Raw genomic sequence first — 26,247 nt, forward strand, 5'->3', positions numbered from 1 at the left:
GGGCGGAAGGCGCTGCGGGCAGCGAATGACGATGGCATGTAGACGTCCTCCGCAGCGTAGCCAGACTCGATTATCAAGATCGGCCAACGTGTAACTGCCTAGGCATACCGCGTGGCGAGATGCAGAACTTTATCCTGCGCCTTCAGGATAAGACGAGTGTGGTGGGCCTTTGAGTCGCAGCCGGCCATCAAGATTTCCTGCGCAAGGGTCAACAAGGGCGGCAGCCTGTTTGGGTACGGGGCGGTTTCGCCGAGGCCCCCTTGCATAGAATGTCATCTGATGCGGATTTGACATTTTGCTTTTCTTTCTCCGTTTCATCGATCGCGGTGTCATCCACGAAATGGAGGTCGGTCGGCGGCTCCCGGCTCCCAACGAAGGAGTTTCAAAACTCGTGCCAATTTGGCCGACCCAGCGAAGAAAAACATTGTGATTACTTTTCAGCGGATTAGCCTGAGGCCGGACAAGAGCTCGGCGAAATAGGCCGGTGGCGCGGACCCGACAAAGACGACAGAAGAGTGTCGGATAGGCGACACCTTCTTTGTCAGTTGTCCTGTTCTGGAATGATGGCAGGCCACCTGGCCCTATTGACCCATAGGAGGTTGGCTCAGGGGTTCACGTGCTTGCTAAGGGCGCGCTCGAGGCGGCTTGCGGGCGCGTTGCCAATGCAACACTGGCTATCCGCAACACCCCCATCTGGGGCGAATCCGGGACGGCCTGCGCGTCGGAGTCCAAGAAGTTAGGCGCTTGGGACGGCAACCTGATGACGGAATGGCATGTCCGCTATGGCGGTCGCGGCGTGATGACCTACTGGCATGTCGAAAAGGGCTCGACCTGTATTTTCTCGCAACTCAAGCGCTGTTCGTCTTCGGAGGTCGCCGCGATGATCAAGGGTGTGCTGCGACACTGCACCAACGTGGAGATTCAGGGCCAATATTCGACACCCATGCCCAGAGCGCCGTCGGCGCCGCTTTTCGCCGCCTGCTCGGGTTCACCTGCCGCCACGTCTGATGGCGGTCGCCCGGCAGAAGCTGGCGCCGTCAGGCCTGCGCGCTGAATTTCCCAATCTGCTTCCCATTCTTTCCAACGTCATCAACTGAGAGGAGGTTGAGCAGCAGTATGGCCACAGTCTGGGCCGGCATCGATCTGACTGCCATCCCGAAATATCACCGTCGCAGCGGTGGCCAGAACGACCATCGGAATAACCTCCGGCCTTCGTTCATCCCGAAGAAGGGATGACCGACCAGTCCGTTTTTCGCGCGCGAATGCGGCAGCTCCATTGCGATCGCGGCAATTCGGATTGGCGCGGGCGCCATGTGCTCCGACCCTGAGGGCTGTCCCGGTCGGCACGAGCTATCGCTCAGCGGCGATCAAGTCATCGGTTTTCGGAATGACCGGCGACGCTTGGTCTCAACGATTATGCCGGTCGGGCTGTCGGCCGTATTCTTCGCCTTGAACACGGCGGTTCGCTTCGGTTTTGGTTTGGGCGGCGCTTGAGGCTCTACCCTTGGCTCCGGCGTTTGCTTGCACTTTTGTTTGTCCTTGCGGGAGCAAAGCAAAGCCTTGGCGGTCACCGCGTCCGCATCCGAGACCACGCCGGCCGGCTTGCCATCGAGATTGACCCGTGCGGCGCCGGCATCCAGTCTCGCCAAGTATTTGGCCATCTTGGTATACGCCAGCAGGGCTCTCCTCAATTCATCATCGGACAGTTCGCCGTCGAGCACCCGAATGTCATGATGGATGCCGATCTTCAGCGGTCTGGGCGCTTTCGGATTGAAGGCCGCCGGCCACTTGGCCGACAGATAGCGGAAAAGCTGTGCAGGCGATTTGCCTTGGCTACGGCTCAACATCATAAGCCTCGCCCCATTGTTTTCGTTTCCAATTCGGACCTTCCTAGCACTGATATATGCAATGATTATGGAAAAATGGGCATTCGCCCCGCAGCGCAAAGCAGCGGTCTCATTCGGACAGACGAAGTGCCTGGTGGACCGAGCAGGATCGGCAGCAACCCACGCCGAGCCGTCCCGATAGAGTTCACAGCCATACATCAGGGTCGGTGGAATGCTGTTTCCCCATATCTCAGCCAGCCCATTGACCCTTGGCAGCGCATCTGAAACGCCGGCAGCGACAACTCGACGGCTCTCCGCGGAGGCCGTCGGGTAGTAGGAGCCGAAACCGTCGCGGCTCTTCACCCGTTCGGCCGTTCCGTCGTACAAGGGCGTCGCGTAGCGCGAAAGCTAATCAGGCGACCGTTCCTGATCTCGGCCGGATCGACGCCGTCCTGGGACAGGAAGGCAGGCGAATGGCTGGCAAAAAGCGTTCGGCCGCAACCCGGCGTCGATCACCAGGAACCTGGCGCGGACGCGGCGGAACTGCCGGGCGGCGGCCATTCCGGAATAGCTGCCGCCGATGACAATAGGCGCAGCGAAATTCAGAAGGTTGTGGGCGACAGGCTTCGGACTCCCATTCGATTGCCGACTCGGCTCATGCCTTGACGGGCAATATTCTGAGGATGTTTGCACCTCACGTTCATGGTTGCCACCATGGAGATCGCCTCAGAAGCGGCGCCCAATCGGAAACATTAGCACCTCCGCGTTTTGGCTCGGCTGCTTGAACTCCTCGACGGCAACTGCCTCAATTAGCAGATCCAAGGCTTCGCGCCCCTTCTGGCTCATCGGATCATCGCCTCGCAGGTAATGATATGCTCGATCTAGATGCACTCGCGCGGCGGAAAAATCGCTTGTCATATGACCCTCCCAGTTGCCGCCCGCGTTAGCCGTCTACGAGGTGAGGGTCACGCAATCGTCAATATCCTTAGACGTATTTGATTTAAATTGCAGATGACCCGGGAGAAACCAAACACCGGCTTGTCCTATGCGAGAGCTCCTTGATTATCTCGCCGGCGGGTCCGGTGGACTCTGCAATAGGGTTGCTTGGCAGGACGCCACTATGGCTTTTCTGCGTTCTGTCTTATCGCTGTGACATTTCCCGCACAGGATGACGTTAACGTTTCCCGCGTGAGGTGAGGTGATGAGAGCAGGTTAGAGTGACGCGCGGCAGGGAGGACAGGAGCGATGGCAAAGGTTGAAACTCGTAAGACGGCGCAGACCGTCACGCTTGCTACAAAGAGAATGTTCTTCGAAGAGTATCGTTATGATCGATACGGCGTCGCGAGGCTCGGCCGGCTGAAGGAGGACGCTGGCAATGATGCGGTCAGGGGATGGTTGGCACGATCCACGCCAGGCACCTGCACGGATCACCCCGCAAAAGTGGCGGACGGGACCTGGAATCGAGCCGACATTGCGAGATTTTCGCGGCCGTGGCGGCTTCGCTGTCTGCTGTCTGCTGTCTGCTGTCTGCTGTCTGCTGTCCGCAGGGCGAAGCGCGCATCCGCAGGGATGACGAACACGATCTTCGCCGGCTAGGACAGCGGCACTGCGAACTCAATGTTGGAGGCGCTACGCCGCTCGATCTAGCGGAGGCGTGGCGAGTCGATGCGGCCGGCCGGCAAAACCCGCGCTGCCGCTCGATTTCGGGAAGGTTCCCTTGCCGCTTAAATATGATTCACCGATGATGCTTAGGGTGTCGACCATCTCGAGGTGTTCGTCGCCAATGATTATCCGGGCGGCAACTGGACGATGCCATTTATTCGGGACATCACTCCGAATTCGATAATGCCCTTTTATGCGACTTTGGACGCACAAAGCATGAACATCGGCTATCGACTTTTTCTAAATTCGCTACGGGGGGCCTCACGCGCCGCCCAACGTTCTCTCGATCACTAGCCCGGTCGTCCAGCAACTGGGCCGTCAGCGCCATACGGCCATAGTTGCCACCAGTAAGATCGGCGACGTGTTGTCCGAACAATGGCGATGCTGAGTGCTTCACAACAATGGCCGCTCTGTCGCGAATTACTGTGGAAATAACTATAAAGGGATGACCCACGGCCCGTCAGGATATAGTGAACAGTGTGCGAAAGATTCGCCATCATGGATCGGGGAATAATTTGTCAGTCAGCGTGCACAACCCCGACCAATATATGGCCGCGCTCCGCACGATCATAGCCCAGGGACGCAAGCGCATCGGCTTGCTCGTTGGCGCAGGCGCTTCGGCCGGGATGGCCAACGCGGACGGCTCGTACCCGCTCATCCCTGCAGTGGCAGGACTGACTGAAAAGGTGCTCGGCATTCTCGAGCCAACCTACAAGGCGCAGATTGACGGCCTCAAGGCTGAGCTCTCGCAGCATGATATCGAAACGATTTTGTCGCGCATTAGGTCGTTGAGCAAAGTCATTGGCACGGCCAAGGTTCACGACCTTGATGGGCCTGGATTCGCGACGTTTGGCGAAGCCATCTGTGCCGAGATCGGTAAAATCGTCGATGTGCGTCTACCTATGCCCGGATCGGCCTATGCCAATCTGGTGAACTGGATAACGGGGACGAGCAGAGACTATCCGATCGAAGTCTTTACGACGAACTACGACCTCCTGTTCGAGGAAGCGTTTGAATCCGTTCGAGCGCCATATTTCGATGGTTTCACCGGTGGCCGTGAGCCGTTCTTCGATCCTGTTTCGGTGTCACGCAGCGACTTGCCGGCGCGCTGGACCCGATTGTGGAAACTGCATGGGTCCCTAGGCTGGAGAGCAAGCGACAAGGGCGAGGTCATTCGAACCGGCCAAAGTTCAGCCAGCCATCTCGTGTTTCCCGAACATCTGAAGTACGACCAGACGCAGAAGGCCCCGTACGCCGCACTGCTTGATCGGCTTCGCGCCTTTCTGCTGACGCCCGACACGCTTCTAATCTCGATCGGCTTTTCTTTCGCCGACGCGCATATTGCTGCTCGCTTGGATGAGGCATTGGCGGCCAATCCGGCTGCAAGCGTCTTCGCATTTCAATATAAGAATCTCGACGAAGAGCACTCAGCATGTGACCTCGCGCGGCGATTGCCGAATTTCAGCGTTTACGCACGAGACCAAGCGAAAGTGAATGGGATGCGAGGCCCGTGGAAGGCCCCGCCGGATCTGCCGAGCAAAGATTGGGGGCCGATACGCTCAACCTATCTCGACACAGACGGCAACTTCACGCTCGGTGGCATTGAGCCATTTGCTCGCTTTTTCGCGGCTTCGAAATCGATACAGGCGTTCTCAACGCCCCTCACGATGCTGCCACCTGTCGCCATGCCGCCAGCAGCATGAGTGTCTCTACGCTCCTTGGTCACGTTGGCTCGGTCGCGGGGTCCACGATCAGCGTTCGTCAATTCGAAGGCGTTGCCTCCGGCATCGCGATCATCGGCGGACGCAGCTATCGGGTGGGCCAAGTCGGTAGTTTCGTACGCATCCCTCAGGGATATCACGACCTCTATGCGATCATTTCCGAGGTCGGCGCGAGTGCGACACCCGCGGCTTTTGCGGATGCCCATGGTCGGGGTGAGCGCTGGCTGACCGTGCAATTGGTCGGCGAGATCGTAGAGGCATCGTTTGAACGCGGCATCAGCCAGTACCCTAACGTGAATGACGAGGTTCACCTGGTCACCGAGGATGATCTTTCCAAAATCTATGGCGCCGAGTTTGCGGGACAGATCGTTGTGGGCCGGTTAGCCAACGCGGAGAGCATTCCTGTCCGCCTAGACCTCGACAAGCTGGTGACACGACACAGCGCAGTGCTCGGATCGACCGGTTCCGGAAAATCCACCACCGTGGCAAGCCTCTTGCGGTCAATTTCGATGCCAGGCGGTGCTGGCTTTCCAAGCGCACGCATTCTCTTGCTTGATATTCACGGTGAGTATGCGCGAGCTCTCGGGGATAATGCAGAGATTTTTCGCATAGCGCCTGCAGAGGGCGAAAAGCCGCTCGTCATCCCGTTCTGGGCTTTGCGCCCGGGTGACATGATCAACTTCCTTTGCGGGAAAATGGACGATCGCTCGACCACCGCAATCCTCGACAAAATCTTCGCTGCGAAAAGCGCAATTGCACAAACGGATGGCCTCGCCGGCGTCGATCTCAACTCGATGACCGTCGACAGCCCAATCCCATATAGCCTCCGCCAGCTGTGGCATGAATTGATCGATCCCGAAGTTAAGACTTGGCTTGATCAGGCAAAGACGCAGCCGGCGCTGGTCACTCCCGGCGATGCCGCATCGCTTCGGCTCCCTTTATATCAGCCGCACACGACGACCAACACCGCGCCCTACCTCAACAACATCGGCGTTCTCGGAATTCGGAAGCAGCTCGACCGCATGCGTTCACGCCTGTTGGATAGGCAATTCGAATTCCTTCTTAAGCCGGGACAGTGGGAACCGGGACTAAATGGACACACCGAAAACGATCTGCCTGAGCTTCTAGAGGGCTGGATGGGACACGAGAAAGCGATCACCGTGCTCGACTTGTCGGGCATCCCCAGCTCTGTTCTCCTTGAGCTCATCGGTGCCATCCTCTCAATTATTTACGAGGCACTTTTCTGGGGGCGAGACCGCGCGGTAGGCGGGCGCAAGCGTCCGCAGCTCATCGTAATGGAGGAGGCACATCGCTATCTGGGCCGCGAGACGAGCAACCCCGCACGTGAGATGGTGCAGCGCATTGCCAAAGAGGGACGAAAATTTGGGATGGGCGCGATGATTGTTAGTCAGCGGCCCTCGGAGATCGACGACACCATACTTTCGCAGTGCGGAACCTTCGTCGCTCTCAGGCTTACGAATTCGACCGACCGCAGCAGAGTACAGGCGGCGCTTCCGGACAATCTGAGCGGGATCGCCGACAGCCTGTCTGTCCTTCGAACGGGGGAGGCAATCATCACGGGTGAAGCCGCACGATTGCCAGTTCGGTGTCGCGTGACGCTGCCGCCCAAGGATCGCAGACCTGACAGTGAGGATCCGCTCGTAGCTGAGAGATGGAAGCAGCCGCGGGGGGACGAGAGCTACGACGACCTCGTTGCATCCTGGCGAGCGCAAGATCCGAGGTGGGCACCGGCGGCTCCTGTTATCGAGGATGAGGAGGAAAACTGAAATGGAACGGCAATCGGTAACGTCGGGGAATTTGGCCGAAGTCGGCTACGATCCCTATCTCGAAACACTCGAGGTCCAATTCCGCCACGGGGGCGTGTATCAATATTACAACGTGCCCCCGTACATGAACGAGCGCCTGATGACCGCGGAATCTCTTGGCCGTTTCTTTAATACGGAAATCAAGGGACATTACCCCGAAGCCAAAATGTAATCGAGCAGCCGTCATATCGAGGCGAAACATTATCAAGGACCGCTCCCCCGAAGCGTAGATCGTCAACATCATTGCGCCCGCTTGGATGGGCTCTGCACAACCCAGATCACCAATGAAAGTCTCTATCACCTCGCTCATTGCCGGCTTCGGCTCTCAGTTCCAGGCAGTGAAGCTCGGCGCCTTCTCCATTTCACCCCAGATCGCGTGCCTGCAGGGCTACGTCAGTCTGATGTCTCGCGAATGGCACAAGGCGCACCGGTCCTCGAACGTTTCAATTAGCGGCGTGGAAGACCGGTCAGGTCGGAAATGCTGCAATTATCCGAGCTCATGGATGGCCACATTTGGAATGACCGCCTTGGCGATCTCGCACAGGTGTTGGTGATGCGTGAGGTAAACTACTTGGCCCACGCTCGCCATCTCTCCGAACAGGCGGAAAACTTCCTCCGACCTGAGATGATCGAACGTTTCCATGATGTCGTCGGCGATGAAGGGAACAGAGGGCCTGAGCTTGGCAAACTCGTAATATCCGGCGAGCCGCAGAGCCAGGTAGAGCTGGAATCGCGCACCTTTCGACAGAGCGTCTGCGACCTTGGATTGGCCATCCCGCTGTGTCGCGATGAGAACCTCGCCGCCCTTTACAGGCTGGGTCGTCAAGCCTGTGTACTGGCCGCGCGTTATCAGCGCGAAGGCGTCAGACGCCTCGCTCATCATTCCAGAGCGGTGACGTTCGCGATAAGCCCTGAGCGCGCTAGCCGCTGACATCACGCCGAGCTTCAACTCGATATAGCGGGCAGCCTTCTCCTCGATTTCGAGAAGGACGGTGCGGCGCTCGGCATCAATCCGGGCAACTTGGCTGTCGCCGCCGATCGCATCGAGCTTGTCGGTAGCCCGGGTGCGGCGGACGAGCTGCTGTTCCAGTGAGTCATCGAGGTCGGCTAGGCGCCGCTCGACTTCGGCCTTTTCAATTGCGAGCCCATCGAGATCGAGGCCTTCCAGCAATGACTGCGCCTGGACGAAGTCGCTGAGAGCGAGCTCGCTCGTCAGTCGTTCTTCAAGTGCGGCCATGGCACTCTGCACGCCGTTTCGCTCGCGAAGCTGTTCATCGCGCTCCATGACCTCCGGGAGAGTCTTCACCTCAAAGGCAGCGAGCACCTCCTGCTTGGTCGTCTGGTGTGCCGCGACCTCAGCATTCAGTGTCTCTCGAACGTCCTGCAACTTCTGAACATCAAGGAGAAGACTTGCCCGCGCCTCACGGGCGCGCTCGGCCCGCTCTAGGCGCTCTGTCAGCCTGACACTCACCTGTTCTGGCGCCTCGTCGCTTGCAAGTTCGCCAGCCAGCGCACCAAGGCGGGCAACCTCGTCAGCAAATGCAGTCCTGTCCGCCTCCATTTTGCGGATGCGGATGCGCATGGCCTCACGATCCTGTAGGGCCTTTGACAGCTCCAACAACTGATCGAGCACGCTGCCAAGCCCGGTTCCGGCGATGCCTTCTTCGAGCCACGTGCCCTGGAGTGTTTCCTTGACCTCGGCTTGCCATGCGCCCTCTCTCCGCTCGGCAATTTCAACAGCGAGCCGCCTGGCGGCTAACTCCTCTTCCTTCGCGGCGATGCTCCTCAGCGCTTCCGCTCGTTCCGCGTCGACTTTCGCCTGCCTATCCAGAAAGCGGTCGGCGGCGACCACCATTGCCTCCAGGGCCTCACCAGCTTCCGGCTGAATTCCAATGCTTTGAAGACCCGAGGCTATTCCGCGATGGATACGCTCTCCTTCGGCTGTTACGCGTTCAATCCTTGCGCGTGCGAGCAAGATCTCGTCCCAGGCGGCAAGCGCGTCAGCGCGCGCGGAAAGGTGCTCATGGAGAAGTCCGATCAGCAGTTCGAGCGACTGCGCCTGGCAATCCTTAAGCAAGGCACTAGCCATATGCTTGATTTCAGCGGTCGCCATTTCTGCGCGCTGAGCTACCACGGCGAGTTGGCAGCTTACGCGCTCTATGGCCGCTTCGGTCTCGCCCGCCTTTTGCTTGATTGCGCGCAGATCAGCGAGCTCGCCCGCATGGGCCAATCGAGCCGCGCCGACATGATCGTCCTTGACCAAAGCTGCGGCAAACACGTCTGCGGTTTCAGCCTTGAGGTCCGCCCGGTGATTTCGCCAGGCCTCGTCTCTATGACCTCGTGTGGCTGCGGCTGTGTCATCGTCGGCGAGATCGGCCGAGGCGCGGACAGCAGCCAGGCGTGACGAAGTAGTTATCCGACTTTGTTCAAGCTCAGCCAGACGCTCGGAGAAGACAGCTCTGTCCCTTTGAAGGTCTGCGGCCAGTGTTTTCCAGGCAGCCATCTGCGTCGGTGGCGGAACCGATATTTTCGAAAGTGCGTCCGCATCTCCCGACCACGGTTGGAGCCGCCGCATCGCATCCGCAAGCTTTGTTTGCCGCTCGTCCTCGAACGCGCGCGCTTCTCTTATCTCGCGTGCGTAACTACTAGCTTTCGCCTGCGACGCGGCGGCCATTAGCCTGGCTCTTGCGGGCTCGGGCACTGCCCTCTCCTCGCCAACGCGACCTCGCGCAGAGTCGAGCCCGTCGAGCGCGGCAGCGGCTTCGTCGCGGGCCATCCGCAGGCTCGTCGTGATGCCGGAGCGTTGCTCGACCATGGTGCGAAGCGTGCCGACCACAACGGCCGGCAGGATGAGCCGCGACGGATCCTGTTCGGCCGATCTTCCAAGCGCGGCGAGACAGTTCGCCACGACCTGGTCGAGCATCTGGACTTCCATCTTGCGGGTCGGCAGATCCATTCCCGCGGACACATAGCGCATCTTGCGATCGGCAAGTCCGCGCACCTGTTCGGAGACCGCCAGGACAGCGTCGTCGATAACGGTTGCTTCTATCTTTGCCTTCGCCCGATCGATCTCATCGGCATTGGCTTGAAGGCGAGTTCTCAAGCGCGCGTCCTGATCGATCAATCCCGCGACGCTGCCGCTCCAGGTCCTGGGAGGAGACGGCATGTTCGGCAGTTCGGCCAGCCTGCTCGCGTTGCGTTTTATTTCGGCGAGGAGCGGCGCGGCGCGCGCATATCGGTCGATAGTGGCGAGCCGCGCCGAAAACATCGCGCGTTCAGCCAGGCTGCGATCATACTTATCCTGGGCTTCCCCCCGTTCCGCCTCGAGCGTCTCGAATGTCGAGGCTAGCGTGTCGATCGCCTCCTTGCGCGACTTGAGCTCCGCAAACCGCTTCTTCAGCAGCGCGATTTCGGTGCTCTGGGCCTGTTTTCGGTGAAGTCCATCCGCCTCCGTCTCCAGTGCTGCCAAGACATCGCTCGCATGACCAAGCCCGGCGCTGGCGGTAAAAAGGAGCTTGCCGAGATCACCACGCGATTCAAGGATCGCCTTGCCCCCTGCTTCCAGCGTCTCGTCATCCAGTGAGAACATGCTGCTGTAGGCATCGCGGGACAATCCGGTGAGGTGAGCCGAAATGGCAATCTCGCTCAGTGGCCGACCTTCGCCATCGTGCAGCGAGTTGCTGCGACTCTTAGTGCGTGAAACGGCAAGCGTCTGCGCCTCAAATTCAAGCAGCCCGCCGATGCGCATGGAGCTATATTCGTGCAGGAAATTGTAGCGACTGCGCTCTTCGATGCCGAAGAGCAGGTCGAGATAGGCAGAAAGCGCGGTCGATTTGCCGGCTTCGTTCAAGCCAAACACTATGTGCAGATCAGGCCCTGAACTCGGCTTGGGTCCGAAGTCAATCGCCTTGTCGGTGAACTTGCCGTAACGGGTGAGATCGAGCCGCCGCAATCTCATCGCGTGCCGCCTGCCTTGAGGCGAGCCGTGACCAGGTCGACGCCACGTGCAAGCACGTCATCGAGGAATGCCTCCAACGCCGCCTCGTCCTTTCCTGCGAAGTCTCGAGCATCCGGCGGCAGGTCCGCGATGGTCTTCAACACCAATTCCCTGGCGTCCGAACGGAATGCGTCCGACGCTGCGTTGGCGCGCATTGACTCGGCTAGCTCCAGGGTCGGGTCCGCGACGTCTTCGGACTTCCCAGTTTCGGGAGCAGAGAGATTGAGTTCGACCTTCTCCACCCAGGTGTTGCCCACCTGCTCTGCCGCCTGTTCGGCCTCGGCAAGCACCAAATCCTTATCGCGGATCAAAATCCATGACAGTGCGGAAGCGCCGACCAGGCTGAGGCGGGCGATGAGGTATTGCGATCTGGCGGCAGTCCGGGATTGTTCAAGCGCAGACCGGATGCGGCCGACGGCCTCGGGCAGTTCGGATGTTCCTGCCAGGTCGATACTCACGCGCTCGAACTGCGCAACGCTGGTCAGCCTCTCCTCAATGTCGACAGACCGATCGTCGTTTATGGTCGCCAGGGTGACCGATTTCTCACCAGCCTCATTGATGTCTCTGCCCTGAGGGATACCAGGCATCACGAGCGTGCTCGCGCCGGGATAGATCTTGCGAACGTGAATATGGCCAAGGGCCCAATATTCAAAGCCGTGACCTTGCAGGTCGGCCACGCTGCAAGGCGCATAGACGTCGTGGCCGGGCGAGCCGGCCAAGCTGGTGTGCATGATGCCGATGTTCGCGGCGCCCTCTCGGGGGCCGGCATATTTGGGCAGCAGGCTTTCGGCCGCCTTGGGGCTGGCGAAGCTCAGTCCGTGAAGCACGACGTCCAGCCCGGCGACCGACTGGATCACGGAGTGCGTGCGGCCACTGAAAATCGTCACCGTGTCCGGCAGGACGAGCTGTTTAGAGATTCGAGACATGGCGTCGTGGTTGCCGCGGATCATGTAGACCCTGACACCGGCTTGGTGCAGACGCATCATTTGCGAGGCCAGGAAGCGCGCCGTCTTCATCGATGTCTGATCGCCATCGTAAAGATCGCCCGCGATGACAAGCGCATCGACCCGCTCCGCAAGACACAGGTCCACGATCGAGATGAAAGCCTGGCGGCTGGCATCTCCCACCAGTTCGGCGAGTTCGGGATTGCGCAACGCGAGGGAGCGCAGCGGTGAATCGAGATGGGTGTCGGCTGTATGAACAAATCGAAATGCCATCTGGCGCGCTCTCCCGGCCCGAATAGACGTTCAGGCAACATTGCCCCTCAAGTCAAATCGCCTAAAACGTCGCAGCGAGCGGCGGCGGCGTCCCCATTCCGGTTAGCAAAGTGCGCCGGCGTTCGGCAACAGTGTCTGTGAGTTGAGGCCTCGAAGTCAGGATAGGGTGTCGGCGACCTTCTTGTGAGGGAGCATTGACAGGCCTGATGCCCCTGTTGCGCGCCCCATCTATCGCGTGGATAAGCGAAGGTTTTGTATTCATCCGTCAGCCAAGAGCCTTTTATATCCGCAAGAAATTGCTTAATCTCCAGGCGGGGGTATGGGGTCAATGCAATCTGCCGATAGTTCAGAGTTAGTAATAAATGATAGTGAAGTTGCCGGTAGGCCACTTGGCTCGACCATAGTTGCCGACGTCGCGTCCAGCTTCACTTATGCATCCTATCAGAATGCGATTCCGGTTATCCGGTCCATCCGCCTCGATAACGACACCGCTCGCAGTTTTGAGAATTGCCGGCTGGAGCTTGCGTCGTCACCGTCGTTCCTGCGGCCGAAGACCTGGACGGTAGACCGCCTCATCCCAGGCGACCGGCTCCAGCTCAGTGACCGCAAGGTAGAGCTTGACGCTGGGTATCTCGCAGGCCTGAACGAGGCTGAGCGAGGTGAGATTACTTTGCGCCTGTCCGCGTCGGGTGAGGTCCTGGACGAACGGCGCCTGGCGGTCCGGCTGCTTGCGCGCGACGAGTGGGGTGGCGTCGCCGACATGGCGCAACTGCTTCCGGCGTTCGTGATGCCCAATGATCCCGGCGTTGCGCCGATCCTTAAGGCAGCGGCCGAACGGCTTGCCGCGCACGGGCATCCGAGTGGCCTTGACGGCTACCAATCGCAAAGCCCGCAACGGGCATACATGCTGGCTGCCGCAATTTATTCGGCGATGGCCGGCATGGGGCTGCACTATGCCGAGCCTCCCGCAAGCTTCGAGAGCCGTGGCCAGAAGGTCAGGCGCCCCACGACGATTGCCGAGGAGCGCCTCGCGACCTGCCTGGATACCTCGCTCCTCTTCGCGGCCGCCTTGGAGGCAGCCGGTCTCCATCCCGCCATCCTGATGTTTGATGGACATGCGGCCGTGGGGGTCTGGCTGGCCAAGCGCACTTTTGCCAATGCGGTTGAGCAGGATCAGATGGAGGTCCGCAAGGCGCTGGCCTCGCGCGAATTCATTGCATTTGAGACCACAGCCGTCACGCACCGGCCTGCGCTGACGCTAGAAGCCGCGCAGAACGCGCTCAGTGTTCGACTTGCGGTGGAGCAGGCACAAGCCTTCGTCGCAGCCATAGACGTGCGGCGATCACGCAGCGGCGGCATCACGCCACTCGCCTCGCACGAACCCGTCCGACGCAACGTCGCCGACGAAGAGACGGCAACTGCGGTCGCAGCTTTGCCGCTCCCTGCCGCGCCAGCAATCGGGGAGATGCCGGCTGAGGCCGTTGAGATCAAGCCCACCACAGCGGCAGGTCGCATCGACCGCTGGCAAAAGAAGCTGCTCGACCTGACGCTCAGGAACCGGCTGCTTAATTTCCCCGATTCGAAGAAGACAATTCCGTTCCTGTGCACCGACGTCGCCTATCTGGAAGACAGGTTGGCGAACGGGGCCGCGGTCCGTCTTATTTCGCTGCCAGAGCAAAACCCTTTGGGAGAACGCGATGCGGAGCTTTATCGGGATGTCCACGGTCGCGATCTGCAACGCGGGTTCGCGGCTGAAGCGCTGCTCAGGGATGAGCTCGCCTCCACGTTGGATGCCCGCCAGCTTGAAGCGAGGCTAATCGACCTCTACCGGCAAGTTCGCAACGACTTCGCTGAGGGCGGAGCAAATACGCTGTTCCTCGCCGTCGGTTTCCTCCGCTGGAAGAAGAAACCGGAGGATGAGCGCAGCTACCGGGCGCCGTTGCTACTGGTGCCGGTCCGGCTTGAGCGGCGCAGCGCAAGCTCGCGCTTCACGATCCGCTTCCATGAAGACGAGCCACGCTTCAATGCCACACTTCTCCAGTTCCTGGAGCGAGATTTCGAACTTGGTCTTCCCCAGTTCGCCGGCGACCTGCCACTCGACGACAGCGGGATCGACGTGCCGCGCATCCTGTCGGCGATGCGACACGCGGTGCGCGATGTTCCTGGCATGGAGGTGATCGACGAGACCGCGCTGTCGACATTCTCCTTCGCAAAGTTCCTGATGTGGAAGGACCTTGTCGAACGCACCGACGCGCTCCGTCAAAACAGGGTCGTTCGCCACCTCATCGACACGCCCGAGCAGGCTTTCGAGAGCTCAGGCGGCCAGTCGACCTTTCGCGATGAGGCGGAGCTCGATCGTGCGTATGAGCCTGCAACCATCATAAGCCTGCTTCCCCTTGATTCATCGCAAACATCGGCGAGCATGGCAGCAGCCGAGGGACGTGACTTCGTCATCGTCGGGCCGCCCGGGACTGGAAAGAGCCAGACGATCGCCAACATGATCGCCAACTGCCTCGGGGTGGGTAAAACGGTTCTCTTCGTGGCCGAAAAGACTGCCGCGCTCGATGTAGTCTACCGCCGGCTGCGCGAACACGGACTTGGAAATCACTGTATTGAGCTGCACTCGAATAAGGCCGATCGCAGGCATTTTCTCGCCCAGCTGAAGGCATCATGGGAGAACGGTGGCCGGGCGGACGCCTCACAGTGGATTGCCATCAATGAGCGGCTTCGCTCGCGCCGGGACGAGTTAAACGCCTATGTCGCGGCGCTTCACAAGCGCTACCAGAACGGTTGGACGCCCTATCTGGCATTGGGTATTGCACTCAAATGGAACGATCATCCGACACCGGCGTTCGCGTGGCAGACGCCGGACTCGCATGACGCTCAAACGCTGCTAGCGCTGGAGGATCTGGCCGCGCAGGTCGGCCTGGTCTTCGCGTCGGTTGAACGTCGGCCGGAGTTGGACCTGATCGATGTTGGAGAATGGAGCAGCGATTGGCATTTGAGGTTGCTTGCTGCCGCGACGTCTCTGCACGCCGCCATCGGCCAGTTGACTGCATCGGTACGGGGTTATCAGTCCTGTCTAGGTCTCGCCCCCAGTGAGCCATTGTCGCATGCCGAAATCCAGTCGCTCGTGGGGTTGGCGCAGATCATGGCCCAGGCCCGCAGTCGCGATATCTCGATAGCATATGACCGGGATTTCTCGACTTTCGCGGATGCGGTCACCGCCCTGGAGCGCTCGATCGAGGGATATCGAGAGACCGAGCGTACGCTCTCCGCCACCTATGAGATTGCGGCTGTCCGTGACCTCGATCTGGATGTCATGGATCGCCAATGGCGTGATGCTGAAGCGTCGTTCTGGCCAAGATCGGCGATCGGCAAAAGCAAGGTCCAGAAACTGCTTCAAAGCCGAGCACAACGTGGCACCGCCAACCCCGGCAAGGAACTTCAGCTGCTCCGTCGGATGAGAGAGTTTCTGGCTGCGGTCGACCAAAGCCCATTGGCAGGCAAGCCACTGCCGATCGAAGGTCTGGCAACGGACGTAAAGGCCATCGCCGGCACCCTCGATCTTGCTCGACGGCTTCGAGTATCACTTCGCATTCCTGGCCGCAGCCCGGACGAATTTCGGGCCGTCGTCCGTTCGGTCGCGCCAAGTCTGCGCGGCACCCTTGAAAACGACCAGCTGCGCGAGGCCGGCGATCAGCTGCTGGCGGCCGTCAAGGAACTTGAGGCCGCGCGCCTGGCATTCGGCGAGATTTCAGCACGGGACGTTGCGGATACTTCGGACGGTCCTGGCCTTGAAGCGCTTAGAGCAAAGCTGATTGCGCTAGCGGATGCTCGAAACCTGTTTCGCGATTGGACAGCCTGGTGCCAGGTGAAAAGACAGGCGATTCAACACCATCTTGCGCCTCTTGTTGGGCAAATCGAGAGGGGAACGATAGCCCCCGAACAAGCACGGTCGGCCTTTCGTGCGGGTTATGCCAGATGGTGGTTGCCGAAGGTTCTCGACGGCGATCCCGTATTGCGAAGCTTCCGCAGGTTCGAGCACGAGAACGCCATTTCGGAATTTCGCGAGATCGACGACCTGGTGCGCACTCATGCGACCCAGCGGGTCGTCAGCGCGCTTGCCCATGGACTTGCGCCGGTACAGAGCGTTTCACGCAACTCCGAACTCGGCTTGCTGCGACATCAAATGGAGCTTCAGCGACCGAGCCAGTCCATCCGTGACATGATCGGCAAGATGCCGCAGAGTTTTGCCAAGCTTGCCCCATGCATGCTGATGTCACCACTTTCCATTGCGCAATACCTTCCCCCGAACCAGGCTTTGTTCGACGTGGTGATTTTCGACGAGGCCTCGCAGATCACCACCTGGGATGCAGTCGGCGCCATAGCCAGAGCGCGGCAGACAATCATCGTGGGTGATCCCAAGCAACTGCCGCCGACCAACTTCTTCGGCCGCAATGAGGACGAAGAGGAGATTGCGGATCACGAGAAGGACTTGGAGAGCATTCTCGATGAAGCAAGGGCGTCCGGGATCCCGGTGCGCGACCTCAGATGGCACTACCGTAGCCGAAGTGAATCGCTGATCGCGTTCTCCAACTATCACTACTACCACAACCGCCTGGTCACGTTCCCCTCGCCGGCTGTCGATGACCGCGCGGTTCGCCTGCACCGGGTTCCTGATGGCGTCTATGACCGTGGCAAGAGCCGCACCAACAAGGTCGAGGCCATGGCGGTCGTGCGCGAGGCAGTCACCCGGATGGTGGGCTGGCTGGCCCTGCCGGAGAACGGTCGCCCGACTTTGGGCGTGATCACCTTCAATGCGCAACAGCAGTCACTGATCCTGGACCTGCTCGATGCCGCACGCCGAGACCATCCGGAACTCGAATGGTTTTTTGCCGAAGACCGGGTCGAGCCGACGATCGTGAAGAACCTGGAGAACGTCCAGGGCGACGAGAGAGACGTTATCCTGTTCTCGATAACATTCTACAAGGATGCCTCCGGGAGGCCGCCAGCAATGGACTTTGGGGCGTTGAACCGAGACGGTGGCGAGCGCCGCCTCAACGTCGCGGTAACACGCGCCCGCCAGGAACTGATCGTCTTCTCCGGTTTCACGGCCGACCAGATTGATCCATCGCGAAGCAAGGCGATCGCGGTCCAGCATCTGAAGACCTTCCTCGACTATGCCGAACGCGGCCCAATTGCATTGCCCGCCCAGGATCTTGGATCGGTGGGCGGCTTCGATTCCCCGTTTGAGGAAGCAGTCGCCGATCATCTTGAGCAGCGCGGCTGGACAGTCGTTCCGCAAGTCGGGATTTCCGACTTCCGGATTGATCTGGGAATTCGCCACCCGGATCTGACTGGGGCCTATCTCGCGGGCGTCGAGTGCGATGGAGCGACCTATCACCGATCGGCGACGGCAAGGGATCGCGACAAGGTTCGCGAGCAGGTTCTGACCGGGCTCGGCTGGACCATCCTTCGTGTCTGGTCGACGGATTGGTGGTTTGACGCAAAGAGCTGCGCTGATCGCCTTCACGCAAGCTTGGAGACCCTGCTTGAGGAAAGCCGGGCGCGTCATTCAACCGAGCAGACGAGGGAGGTGACAACGCGTTGGGAAATGGGTCAGCAGCTCGAGCCGACAGGAGAAGCGGAGGCCCAGACTCCGGCCCCAATCGAGGAGCCCCTGCCCCTCCCGACCACGTCCGAGGTTGAGCTGGTTTCGGCAAGGGTTGCCACAGCACCCGAGCCCTCGGGTTTTGCAGCATTTTCAGCAATGGTCGGCGAGCCAACCCAAAACCAGGGCGAGCAAAGCCGCTATCGTGTGACGGATCTAACCGACTTTCGGCCGGACCCCGAGCAATTCTTCGAGTTTAGCTACGGCACCACGCTGCGCGGGATGATCGAAGCCGTCGTTGACATGGAGAGCCCATTGCGCTCCGACGTTCTCGCCCAGCGCATTGCACGGGTTCACGGTTGGCTGCGCACGGGTGGCCGCATCCGCGAGAGGATCGACCTGCACCTGCGAGATCTGGATCGCACGCAGGAATCGAGCGGCGAATTCATTTGGAAAAAGGGCAGGCTCTCGGATCTCCTTCCCTACCGTCAGCCGGTCAACGAGGAAGCGCGACGTTCAATTGCCGACATACCGTTGGCCGAGCTTGCCTCGGTCGTGATCGACCATCCCGGACTTCTCGACATGCCCGATCCTGCACGCGACATGGCCCATCTTCTTGGAGTTGAGCGCCTTGCCGCGGTATCGCGCGCGCGGCTGGACGAGGCGATCGCCAGGGCGAGACAGCTCTTAATCCAGATCGAATAGCGATCAGCAAAACGTTGTTATCATCGAATCGCGCTCTGAAAGCGCCCACGCGAAGTTCGGCACTGACCGGCCAGCGAGAGCTAGAGCAGGCTCAACCGGTGTTTCAAATATTGGAAAAGCGTTTGGGGATTCTGCTATGGCGGTAAATATCGCGGACCTGTCTCTGGATGAGGTTGTTCAACATCTGGCGACAGGCGATGTTCTACATGTATCTGGCGGCGCCGAATTTTCACTTCCCCTGGAAGACAGTCGCACCTTGCTTGCCTTCTACAACCAGAATCGGCAGGCCTATTGGAACCCCGACAAGGACACCAATATCTTGGACGGCGAGATTGATCGCCTATTGGACGCGTTGGACAAACCCTCCAAGGTGACCGCTCCGGCGACACGGCCGGCTAGCCAACGACAACGCTGGCAGTTGGTAACGATTACGGCGCATCGTTTCCGCGGACTTCACCGCCATTGCGATGACAACGGGGCGGACCCGAAGCTCTTCACGCTTGATCTTTCCCGGCATACCACTCTCTTTCGCGGTTTCAACGGCGCGGGCAAAACTTCGCTGATCAGCGCCGTGTGCTGGTGCTTGACGGGTTATGGGCATCGCTCTCAGGGCCTTCCCTCTCCCTTGCACACGCCCATCACGGTTCAGATCGCCAACGACAGCGCCGCCCCCAACCCCTCGTTCGAACTGCCGCCGATTGTGCCGATTCCCACGGAAAAGGAGCTGCTGGCTGTTGGCGGACAGCCGCAGGTGGATACGTGGGTGCGCCTGAAGTTCCGATCGTTGGCCGACGGAACCGAAGTCGAGGTCGAACGCCGCCTCGAGCGAGACGGCAAGAAGGCCTTCAGTGCGACCGCCAGTGGGCTAGACAAGCTCGGATTGTCGGAGCTGGCGCTCCAGGTCGGCACGTTGATGCCCGGGATAGCCGCGGCGACCCGTTTCGATGACAAGACGACGCTGTCGCAGGCGGTGTCGGCCCTGACCGGGTTGCGGCCATTGGCCCATTTTGGAATCCGAAGCGGTCGCCTCCACGAGCGTTTGACAGGGAAATATCCCAAGCAAGCCACCGAGGATAAAGAGCGGTGCGAGGGCGACGCCGCCAAGCAGGTGACCACGCTGACGGATCTTCTCAAGGATGGCGAGGCACTGCCGGACCTGAACTGCGTCGCCGCCCCCAAAGATACCGCTCCGGATGAGTGGAAGGACGGACTCAAGCGAGCCGAGGAAATTCTGAAGGCGGCCGAGGATCAGGCTGCTGCAGATGCCCGATTGATTCTTGGAACCCTGCCGCCTCTCACGAATGACAACGAGATCAAGCGCTTTGACGGAGCTATCAAGGCGGCGGAGAATTGCTTCAGCAACGCGGCGCTCAAGGGCCTGCCCTCGATGCAGCTCGCGCAGAGGCTTGGCGAGCTGAGCGAGGAGGATCTAAGGGACGCCGAGACCGTACTACTGGACATCGAACGCGAGGCGGCGGCTCTCGTGGCGCAGCTTTCACACGCGGATCGCGCCGATCGGGTTCGCCTCTATGGCCTGGTGGCGAGGTGGCACGATGCGGCTCATCCGGGTCGGGCATTCGTCACCTGCCCCCTTTGCGAGCGCGGCCTCCTGCAGCCCGGCGCGATTCCCACCGACGCCCTGCTAGACAAGTCGGTGGCACAGGCGTTGGAGGACGCGCGCAAGGCCGACGCCGCGATGTTGAAGACAGCGGCAGAGTGGGAGCGCGACACGAAGAAGGGTCTACGCGATCGCCTACCCGAGAAGCTGCGCCGGTTCGTCGACGACGACGTCCCTGATGATCTGGCCACAGTATACGGCGAAGCCCTGTCGAAGGAGGTTTTCCAGCTTGCCGATTTTCCGCAGCCTCTGAAGCCAATGGCAATAGCCGTCGCCTCCCTTTGCGCTGCGGCCTGGAAGGACGCCCCCGAGCGCGAGCCGCTGCCAGGCGTCGATCTGCCGTCCGAGATTCCCGACAATGAGAACCTGCGCGCCGCGATGCGCAGCGTGCGACGGGCAATGGCGCTTTCCCGCTATCGCATCGCGCGTGCCGAGTTCGCGCAAGGCGCTGTCCTCAAAGTGGTACGGACCGAAGCGGATGAAACGGCGCTTGCAGCCAACGAGCGGACCATCCGCGGGCAATTGGGTATCCTGAAGGCTTACCTCGATGCGGCTACCGATTTCGCCGGCATTCGCCGCCAGTTAGGCCAGATCAAGGATACTTGCGAGAGGTGGGCCAAGGCTCGGGCGCGGATCGAGAAGCTAACGCGAGCGGCCAAAGCGGTCGAGCCGTTCAAGAGTTTCCCGGAACTCGTACATAATCAGGTCGCCGGCCTGATCACAGATCTTCAGGAGAAGGCGACCTCTTGGTCCCAACGTATGTACAGGGCCCATTTCGTCCAGGCGCCGGAATATGCGGGATTGGACGCCGCCAAGAGCGACGGCTTCACGTTCCTCGCGGCCCATGGCAAGCACTTGGTCGAGGCCCATTATGTGATGAACGCCTCGGCCCTGCGGGCCTTCCTCTCCGCCTTCGTGCTGGCGCTCTGGCAGCAGGTCTGGTCCCGGTCGGGCGGCATTTCCGCCATGCTCATGGACGACCCGCAGGATCTGCTCGATCCCGGGAACGTCGCCAATCTTGCCGCCACAGTGCCAGCGATGATCGCTGAGGGAATAAATCCGATCATCGTCAGCAATGATTTCGGATTTATTCCCACAATCGAGGCATTTGTGGCCGCCGACAAGCGCGTGGTGGGTCAGGCTCGGACTGAAACCTGGGAATTCTCCGCTATCTCAACCTCGAAGTGCACGGTGAGCCTTGCCCCGGTGGCCGACGAGGTCCGTGTTCGGTGCGAGCACTGGCAAAAGACGGACCCGAACAACACCGGGCTCGCCCGCGAATTCGTCTATCCTGTTCGCGTGCGTATCGAGATCAAGCTGTGGGATCTGCTTGCATCGGATCCAGCTGTTCTGCATGACCCGACAATGGGCGATCTGCTCGGTAAAATAGCTAACGCTCGCAACCGCGGCGAACCACCGTTCAACGAAGAACCGTTCCGCCGGCTGCTTGATCTGCCATCACTCAAACCAGGTGCCTCTTTTAGAGAGGTCATCAACAAGGCGCACCACGGGCGGGCCGATCAGATCACGCCAGTCGAGGCTGAGATCGTCAAGCAGGGATACGAGGACGTCTTCTCGGCAATCGACGCATGCTGGCTCGCCTATGCAAGGTTCATGGGCAGGTTGCCGCCAGAGGAGGCTGTGGCGGAAGCCCAGAAAGCTACTCCGGATATTAAGCTCGTCGCGCTGCGCAGCACGCCAATCTCTGTCGTCGGCCGATTGGCCGCCCGCGCGGCCGGTGCCCCGCTCGCGACAATCGACCAGGCGATGGAGCGATTAGACCTGGCGTCACTCGGTGACGTGTCGCTATTCACCCTGAGGGCTCCGACGCTGGGCCTGGTCGCCTTCCCGGGCCAGACCCTCATCGTATCTGCAACGGCCGAGGTGAAGAATGGTGACTTCGCGGTCGTTCGCACCCCCGGCAAGACGTACGCGAGGAGAATCGGGCTCGACAAATCGGATCGCTCGCGGATCGCGCTGGAGACTATGCCATCGACAAACCCGCGCTCCCCGCCGACTCACTTCATTCAGCGCAGCAGCGCACACCTGAGCAAAGTAATCGGCGTGCTGTTCGATGAAACCACGCTTGCCAAGTCACAGGACGAGGCCGTCGAGGCCGATCGCTCGCCGATTCTTGAGCAGGTAGTCGCTGCCGCAGGCGTTGTGGGCGATAGCGCTTTTCCCGTCGCGCTGGACGCGGGTTATGTCCTCCTAGGAGCCGCTCCGGACCTTGCGCTACTCGACGGGCGCATCTTGGCAGTCGTTACCAGAGCCGACGAGTTTTCGACCGAGCACTTTGCCTATCTCAAGCGGCTCGGAAAGGTGATGCCCGGTTCGCAGACGATCTATTATCTTGAGAATGTTGGTCAGGCTGGTGAGGGGGAATTCGTGCAGTTTCCGGTCAGTGGAGTATCGCCGAGCGCCGGTGTTCCGGTTGTCGAACAGACCTGGAAGGTTCTCGGGACGCTTTTTTAGTTATACGCCGCCGACGCGCCGAAACGTCTGGGCACTTGCTATGCGTTCAAATGTGCATATATTGTGCCTATGAGAGAGGTCGGAGATTTGTCATGACCCACGCACAGCTCGCACAATCGAAAGTGGTCTCAGGCTTCGTCGACAGCCTGCAGGAGCCGCGCACACCTTATATCTCGCCGAAGCGCTTGTCGCAGGCGCTCGGCGTGAAGGTGGCCAACCTGGCGCAGTTGACCGGTGTTCACCGCAACACGCTGCGCAACCCGTCATCGGAGCGCCTGCAGGGCCGAATGCGCGAGATGGTAAAGGTGATCTCGGCCGCAACGGAGCTCACCGGCGACGTCGACAAGGCGATCTACTGGTACCGCAACGAACCGATCGCCGACTATGGCCATCGCACGGCGGCCGAGCTCGTCGCCGACGGCCAGGTCGAAGCAGTCCTGGCCTTCATCCGGGATCTCGAGAACGGGGCGCGCGGGTGAAAATCACCCGAGTCGGGCCGGACGAGATCTTCCATCGCTATCTGACACCCAAATGGGCCTTCCTGCCCACCAGCGGTGCAGGCGCAGCGATTGACGGCGGTCGTTTCAACCGGCCCGGCCTCGAAGCACTCTATCTGTCCCGTTCGACGCAGACGGCTCTTGATGAATACAAGCAGGGCGCCAGCATCGTCCCGCCGGCAACGCTTGCCGCCTACAAGATCACGCTCGGCCAGGTGGCCGACCTTTCGCAGGGATTCGACCCGGACATCTGGGACGGTGCCTGGAAGGAATGGGATTGTGCCTGGCGCCAGATCGCTCGCATTGACAGGAAGATCCCGCCATCGTGGAAGCTTGCGGACCTGGTCATCACGGCCGGGCTTCGCGGCATCCTGTTCCCGTCGCTGCGCCACGCCGGCGGCACCAATCTGGTGGTCTTTCCGGCCAATCTTGTCGACGGCGATCATGTCGCGGTTCACGATCCCGATGACCGGCTGCCGCACAATCAGTCGTCCTGGTCCTGAGTCATCGTTGTCTCTGGGATCGCAACGCGACAACGCCCGCTCACGACACCTGGTCCTCAACGAGATCGTCCTCGCCCTCCCCGTTAGCCAACCCGGCTGGAATATCGCCGGCCAGCAGCTTTTCCTTCGACAGCAGGCCGGCATCCTCGAGCGCCTCGAAATCCGGCAGCTGGCGCAGCGTGTCGAGCCCGAACTGCGACAGGAAAGTCTTGGTCGTCACATAGGTGTAAGGCGCGCCCGGCTGCGGCGAGCGCGGCCCCGAGGCGATCAGCTCCTGCGCCCGCAGCACGCCGATCAGGTCGCGCGACCCTCCTTGCCGAAAAAGCTCGACAGTTCTGCGCGCGTGATCGGCTGGAAGTAGGCAATGCACATCAAAACCAGCGCCTCCGATTGCGTCAGCTCTTTTGGCCCCTCGCCCGCTGCCGTGCCGAAGGCGGCGCGGATGGCGTCGCCAAAAATTTTCTTGGTCCGGTGCTGCCAGCCGCCGGCGACCGCGACCAGCTCATAGGGGCGGCCGGCGAGCTCGGCGCGGATGTCGTCGATGATCAGCTCGATATTGCAGCTTCTTCCCACCACCCGCGCGAGGACACTGCGTGTCACCGGTTCATTTGCCGCAAAGATCACCGCTTCGACGCGCCCCATCCATTCGCGCCAGCGCAGTCCGGCGGCAGGTGGTCGAGCTCAGTGTCGAGCAGCACAGGCTGTTCGTTCGGGTTGCGGCGGAGAGAAGCCTCGCTCATCGCTAGAGTCCAAAAAGCCGAAACGTGGTGCGACCGGAAAGCTCGCGCACGGCATCCAATTGTTGCAGCCGGTCGAACAGGCGCCGCGCCGCAAAGCGGGACAGGTTTTTGGTCGTCAGCGAGCCCGAAACGGCGTCTTCGTCGAGCAGTCTTTGGATTACCTCGCCGGCGCCCTTGGCACGCAATTTTGGCGCCACCGCCAGGAGTTTTGCGCCGCGACGCGAACCTGGTGCTGGCAAAAAGCCTGCGCTGGCCGCTGCCGCTGCCGATGTTGATGGCGCAGGCGTTTGCTCCGGCCTTCCGCACCGACCCCGGCGGCGGCAAACGGATCCGGCCACGCAACAAGTTAGCTGGATAACATCACTCTTCGGGCACACCCGGGCGACGATTCGGTGCAGCCACTCACGTCAATCCGGACAGTCCCGTCTTCTCGTCGCGACTATCCCGGTACCCGGAGTTGGTTACGGCGACCTGCTTCCGAGCCACCTCTCGAATAGGCCGCGCTCGGATCACCAACTCTAAAGCTCCGCGTGATTGCCTATTCGATAAACCCTCCGTCAAGATTGCAGCGGCTAGAAGCCGCCGCAGCCAAACCGTCACAGCGCCCGCCCAATCGAACCTGAAATCATACCGGCCGGCGGACTTGCACGGGGGCTGTCAGTGGAGCAGGCGCGTGAAAGAGCACATGAAATAGGTGTATCGCCAATATTTTCGTATTGCTCTAATCGATTATAGTTGTGAAGCGCAATTTCAGCCCGTTTACTTGCCGCTCAAGTCACGCATAAAAGAAGGTAGCACCGATTCGGTAGCTTATCCCCTGTCTTTTGCGTACTCGCGGCCCGTGGCGCCGAGTGGACGATTGAAGATCGCCGGTCTCACTAGCAGGTGGGCACAAGCGCCTGGGGCCGGTTGGCAAGCCACAGGAGTAGGACAAATGTCGAAGGATTCGGGTAAGGGCGATCACGGCGGCGGGCCAGGCAAGATCGAGATCACGGTGGTGGTGAACGGCCAGCCCACGCAGGTCGAAGCCAATCCCAACCAGCCGCTTCACGTCGTTCGTGCCAAAGCCCTTGAGAACACGCAGAACGTCGCCCAGCCGGCCGAGAATTGGGAATTCAAGGATGAGGCCGGCAACCTGCTCGACGTTGACAAAAAAGTTGGCGATTTCGGTTTCGCGAACATTGTGACCCTGTTCCTCAGCCTGAAGGCGGGTGTAGCAGGTGCCTGAAATCCAGACTGTGGACCCTGCGGTCTCGCGAGCGAAATTCGATCGGCAGATCGGCTGGTTCCAAACACAGGCGGGCGCTTACCGGGCTCAGGGTTGTTTCCTGATCGAGGCGAGATTCCCTACTGCCTTCTTCATCTTCGCACCGCCCAAGATAAGGCCACAGATAATCGGTGCAGCTGTCGAGATCGACTTCTCCAATTACGACCTCCGACCTCCGTCGGTAGTCTTCGTCGACCCCTTTACCCGCCGGCCGGTTGCCCGCAAGGATTTACTGCTAAGTATGCTCAGACGACCGCATCTACCCGGAACCCCACCGGATATGATTTCGGTCCTCATGCAGCAGAAAGCTCTCTCGCTATCGGACTTCCTCCAGGCCAACAGTGCGGAACATACGCCATTCCTGTGCATGGCAGGCGTCCGGGAATACCACGACAATCCAGCCCATTCAGGTGACTCATGGCTTCTCCACCGGGGTTCTGGCGAAGGCTGTTTGGCCTTTATCCTGGACAAGATCATCAAGTACGGGACCGGCCCCGTGGAGCAGATACAGTATCAGTTCCAAATCTCAGTGGGAGCGATGGTAGTACCCCCATCCGCCATCCCGGAATGAGCGTTTTG

The 26,247-nt window shown here is 60.4% G+C and carries 15 protein-coding genes and 3 pseudogenes; 12 read left to right on the top strand and 6 right to left on the bottom strand.

The window, feature by feature from the left end; all coding sequences use genetic code 11:
* Positions 1-631: 631 nt before the first annotated feature.
* Positions 632-1,094, top strand: a pseudogene (locus tag AC1RZR_RS33640) (Tn3 family transposase); the annotation flags it as partial.
* A 273-nt stretch (positions 1,095-1,367) separates the two neighbouring features.
* Here the strand turns inward: AC1RZR_RS33640 and AC1RZR_RS33645 are convergent.
* Together AC1RZR_RS33645 and AC1RZR_RS33650 are read right to left on the bottom strand one after the other, a co-directional pair.
* Positions 1,368-2,213 (bottom strand): ProQ/FINO family protein, encoded by an 846-nt coding sequence (locus tag AC1RZR_RS33645; protein WP_481829469.1) that lies wholly within the window; start codon positions 2,211-2,213, stop codon positions 1,368-1,370.
* A 339-nt stretch (positions 2,214-2,552) separates the two neighbouring features.
* Positions 2,553-2,744, bottom strand: coding sequence for a hypothetical protein (locus tag AC1RZR_RS33650; protein WP_481829470.1), 192 nt, complete (start codon positions 2,742-2,744; stop codon positions 2,553-2,555).
* Between the two features lie 327 nt (positions 2,745-3,071).
* Here AC1RZR_RS33650 and AC1RZR_RS33655 point away from each other — a divergent pair, with 327 nt between their 5' ends.
* The 4 genes from AC1RZR_RS33655 to AC1RZR_RS33670 all read left to right on the top strand — a co-directional run bounded on the left by AC1RZR_RS33655 (position 3,072) and on the right by AC1RZR_RS33670 (position 7,207).
* Positions 3,072-3,422 (top strand): hypothetical protein, encoded by a 351-nt coding sequence (locus AC1RZR_RS33655; protein WP_481829471.1) that lies wholly within the window; start codon positions 3,072-3,074, stop codon positions 3,420-3,422.
* Positions 3,423-4,003: 581 nt separating this feature from the next.
* Positions 4,004-5,191 carry an SIR2 family NAD-dependent protein deacylase gene (locus AC1RZR_RS33660; RefSeq protein ID WP_481829472.1) on the top strand — a complete coding sequence of 396 codons (1,188 nt, stop codon included), beginning with the start codon at positions 4,004-4,006 and terminating at the stop codon, positions 5,189-5,191.
* A complete protein-coding gene (locus AC1RZR_RS33665) occupies positions 5,188-6,996 on the top strand; it encodes an ATP-binding protein (protein WP_481829473.1) in 1,809 nt (602 codons plus the stop codon). The genes AC1RZR_RS33660 and AC1RZR_RS33665 overlap by 4 nt, the downstream gene beginning before the upstream one ends.
* A 1-nt stretch (position 6,997) precedes the next feature.
* Entirely contained in the window at positions 6,998-7,207 is a 210-nt protein-coding gene (locus AC1RZR_RS33670) for a KTSC domain-containing protein (RefSeq protein ID WP_481829474.1), read from the top strand.
* Between the two features lie 315 nt (positions 7,208-7,522).
* Here AC1RZR_RS33670 and AC1RZR_RS33675 read toward each other — a convergent pair whose 3' ends face one another.
* Together AC1RZR_RS33675 and AC1RZR_RS33680 are read right to left on the bottom strand one after the other, a co-directional pair.
* Positions 7,523-10,993, bottom strand: a complete 3,471-nt coding sequence (locus AC1RZR_RS33675) for an ATP-binding protein (RefSeq protein WP_481829475.1) — start codon at positions 10,991-10,993, stop codon at positions 7,523-7,525.
* Positions 10,990-12,249 (bottom strand): metallophosphoesterase family protein, encoded by a 1,260-nt coding sequence (locus AC1RZR_RS33680; RefSeq protein ID WP_481829476.1) that lies wholly within the window; start codon positions 12,247-12,249, stop codon positions 10,990-10,992. Before AC1RZR_RS33680 ends, AC1RZR_RS33675 begins: the two co-directional genes overlap by 4 nt.
* A 328-nt stretch (positions 12,250-12,577) precedes the next feature.
* Between AC1RZR_RS33680 and proA the strand changes: the two genes are divergently transcribed.
* The 4 genes from proA to AC1RZR_RS33700 all read left to right on the top strand — a co-directional run bounded on the left by proA (position 12,578) and on the right by AC1RZR_RS33700 (position 23,661).
* Entirely contained in the window at positions 12,578-18,568 is a 5,991-nt protein-coding gene (gene proA, locus AC1RZR_RS33685; RefSeq protein ID WP_481829477.1) for an anti-phage protein ProA, read from the top strand.
* A gap of 136 nt (positions 18,569-18,704) precedes the next feature.
* Positions 18,705-22,661: an AAA family ATPase gene (locus AC1RZR_RS33690; RefSeq protein ID WP_481829478.1), complete on the top strand. Its 3,957-nt coding sequence runs from the start codon at positions 18,705-18,707 to the stop codon at positions 22,659-22,661.
* A gap of 92 nt (positions 22,662-22,753) precedes the next feature.
* Positions 22,754-23,140: a DUF2384 domain-containing protein gene (locus tag AC1RZR_RS33695; RefSeq protein ID WP_149904266.1), complete on the top strand. Its 387-nt coding sequence runs from the start codon at positions 22,754-22,756 to the stop codon at positions 23,138-23,140.
* The gene (locus tag AC1RZR_RS33700; protein ID WP_481829479.1) at positions 23,137-23,661 is read left to right on the top strand and encodes an RES family NAD+ phosphorylase; all 525 of its coding nucleotides are present in this window, start codon (positions 23,137-23,139) and stop codon (positions 23,659-23,661) included. The genes AC1RZR_RS33695 and AC1RZR_RS33700 overlap by 4 nt, the downstream gene beginning before the upstream one ends.
* A gap of 40 nt (positions 23,662-23,701) precedes the next feature.
* On the opposite strand, the pseudogene scpB reads toward AC1RZR_RS33700, so the two are convergent.
* Positions 23,702-24,401: pseudogene (gene scpB / locus AC1RZR_RS33705) on the bottom strand (SMC-Scp complex subunit ScpB).
* A gap of 2 nt (positions 24,402-24,403) precedes the next feature.
* A pseudogene (locus AC1RZR_RS33710) lies at positions 24,404-24,661 on the bottom strand (DUF1403 family protein); the annotation flags it as partial.
* On the opposite strand from AC1RZR_RS33710, the gene AC1RZR_RS33715 reads away from it, so the two are divergent.
* From AC1RZR_RS33715 to AC1RZR_RS33725, 3 genes are all read left to right on the top strand, one after another.
* Positions 24,610-24,759: a DUF1403 family protein gene (locus tag AC1RZR_RS33715; RefSeq protein WP_481829628.1), complete on the top strand. Its 150-nt coding sequence runs from the start codon at positions 24,610-24,612 to the stop codon at positions 24,757-24,759. The pseudogene AC1RZR_RS33710 and the gene AC1RZR_RS33715 sit on opposite strands and share 52 nt — an antisense overlap.
* A 576-nt stretch (positions 24,760-25,335) precedes the next feature.
* On the top strand, positions 25,336-25,629 hold the full coding sequence (locus AC1RZR_RS33720) for a DUF2604 domain-containing protein (RefSeq protein WP_027033387.1): 294 nt from the start codon (positions 25,336-25,338) through the stop codon (positions 25,627-25,629).
* Positions 25,622-26,239: a putative metal-binding protein gene (locus AC1RZR_RS33725; RefSeq protein WP_097577013.1), complete on the top strand. Its 618-nt coding sequence runs from the start codon at positions 25,622-25,624 to the stop codon at positions 26,237-26,239. Before AC1RZR_RS33720 ends, AC1RZR_RS33725 begins: the two co-directional genes overlap by 8 nt.
* Positions 26,240-26,247: the final 8 nt, after the last annotated feature.

The sequence above is a fragment of the Mesorhizobium bavaricum genome (assembly GCF_056781655.1).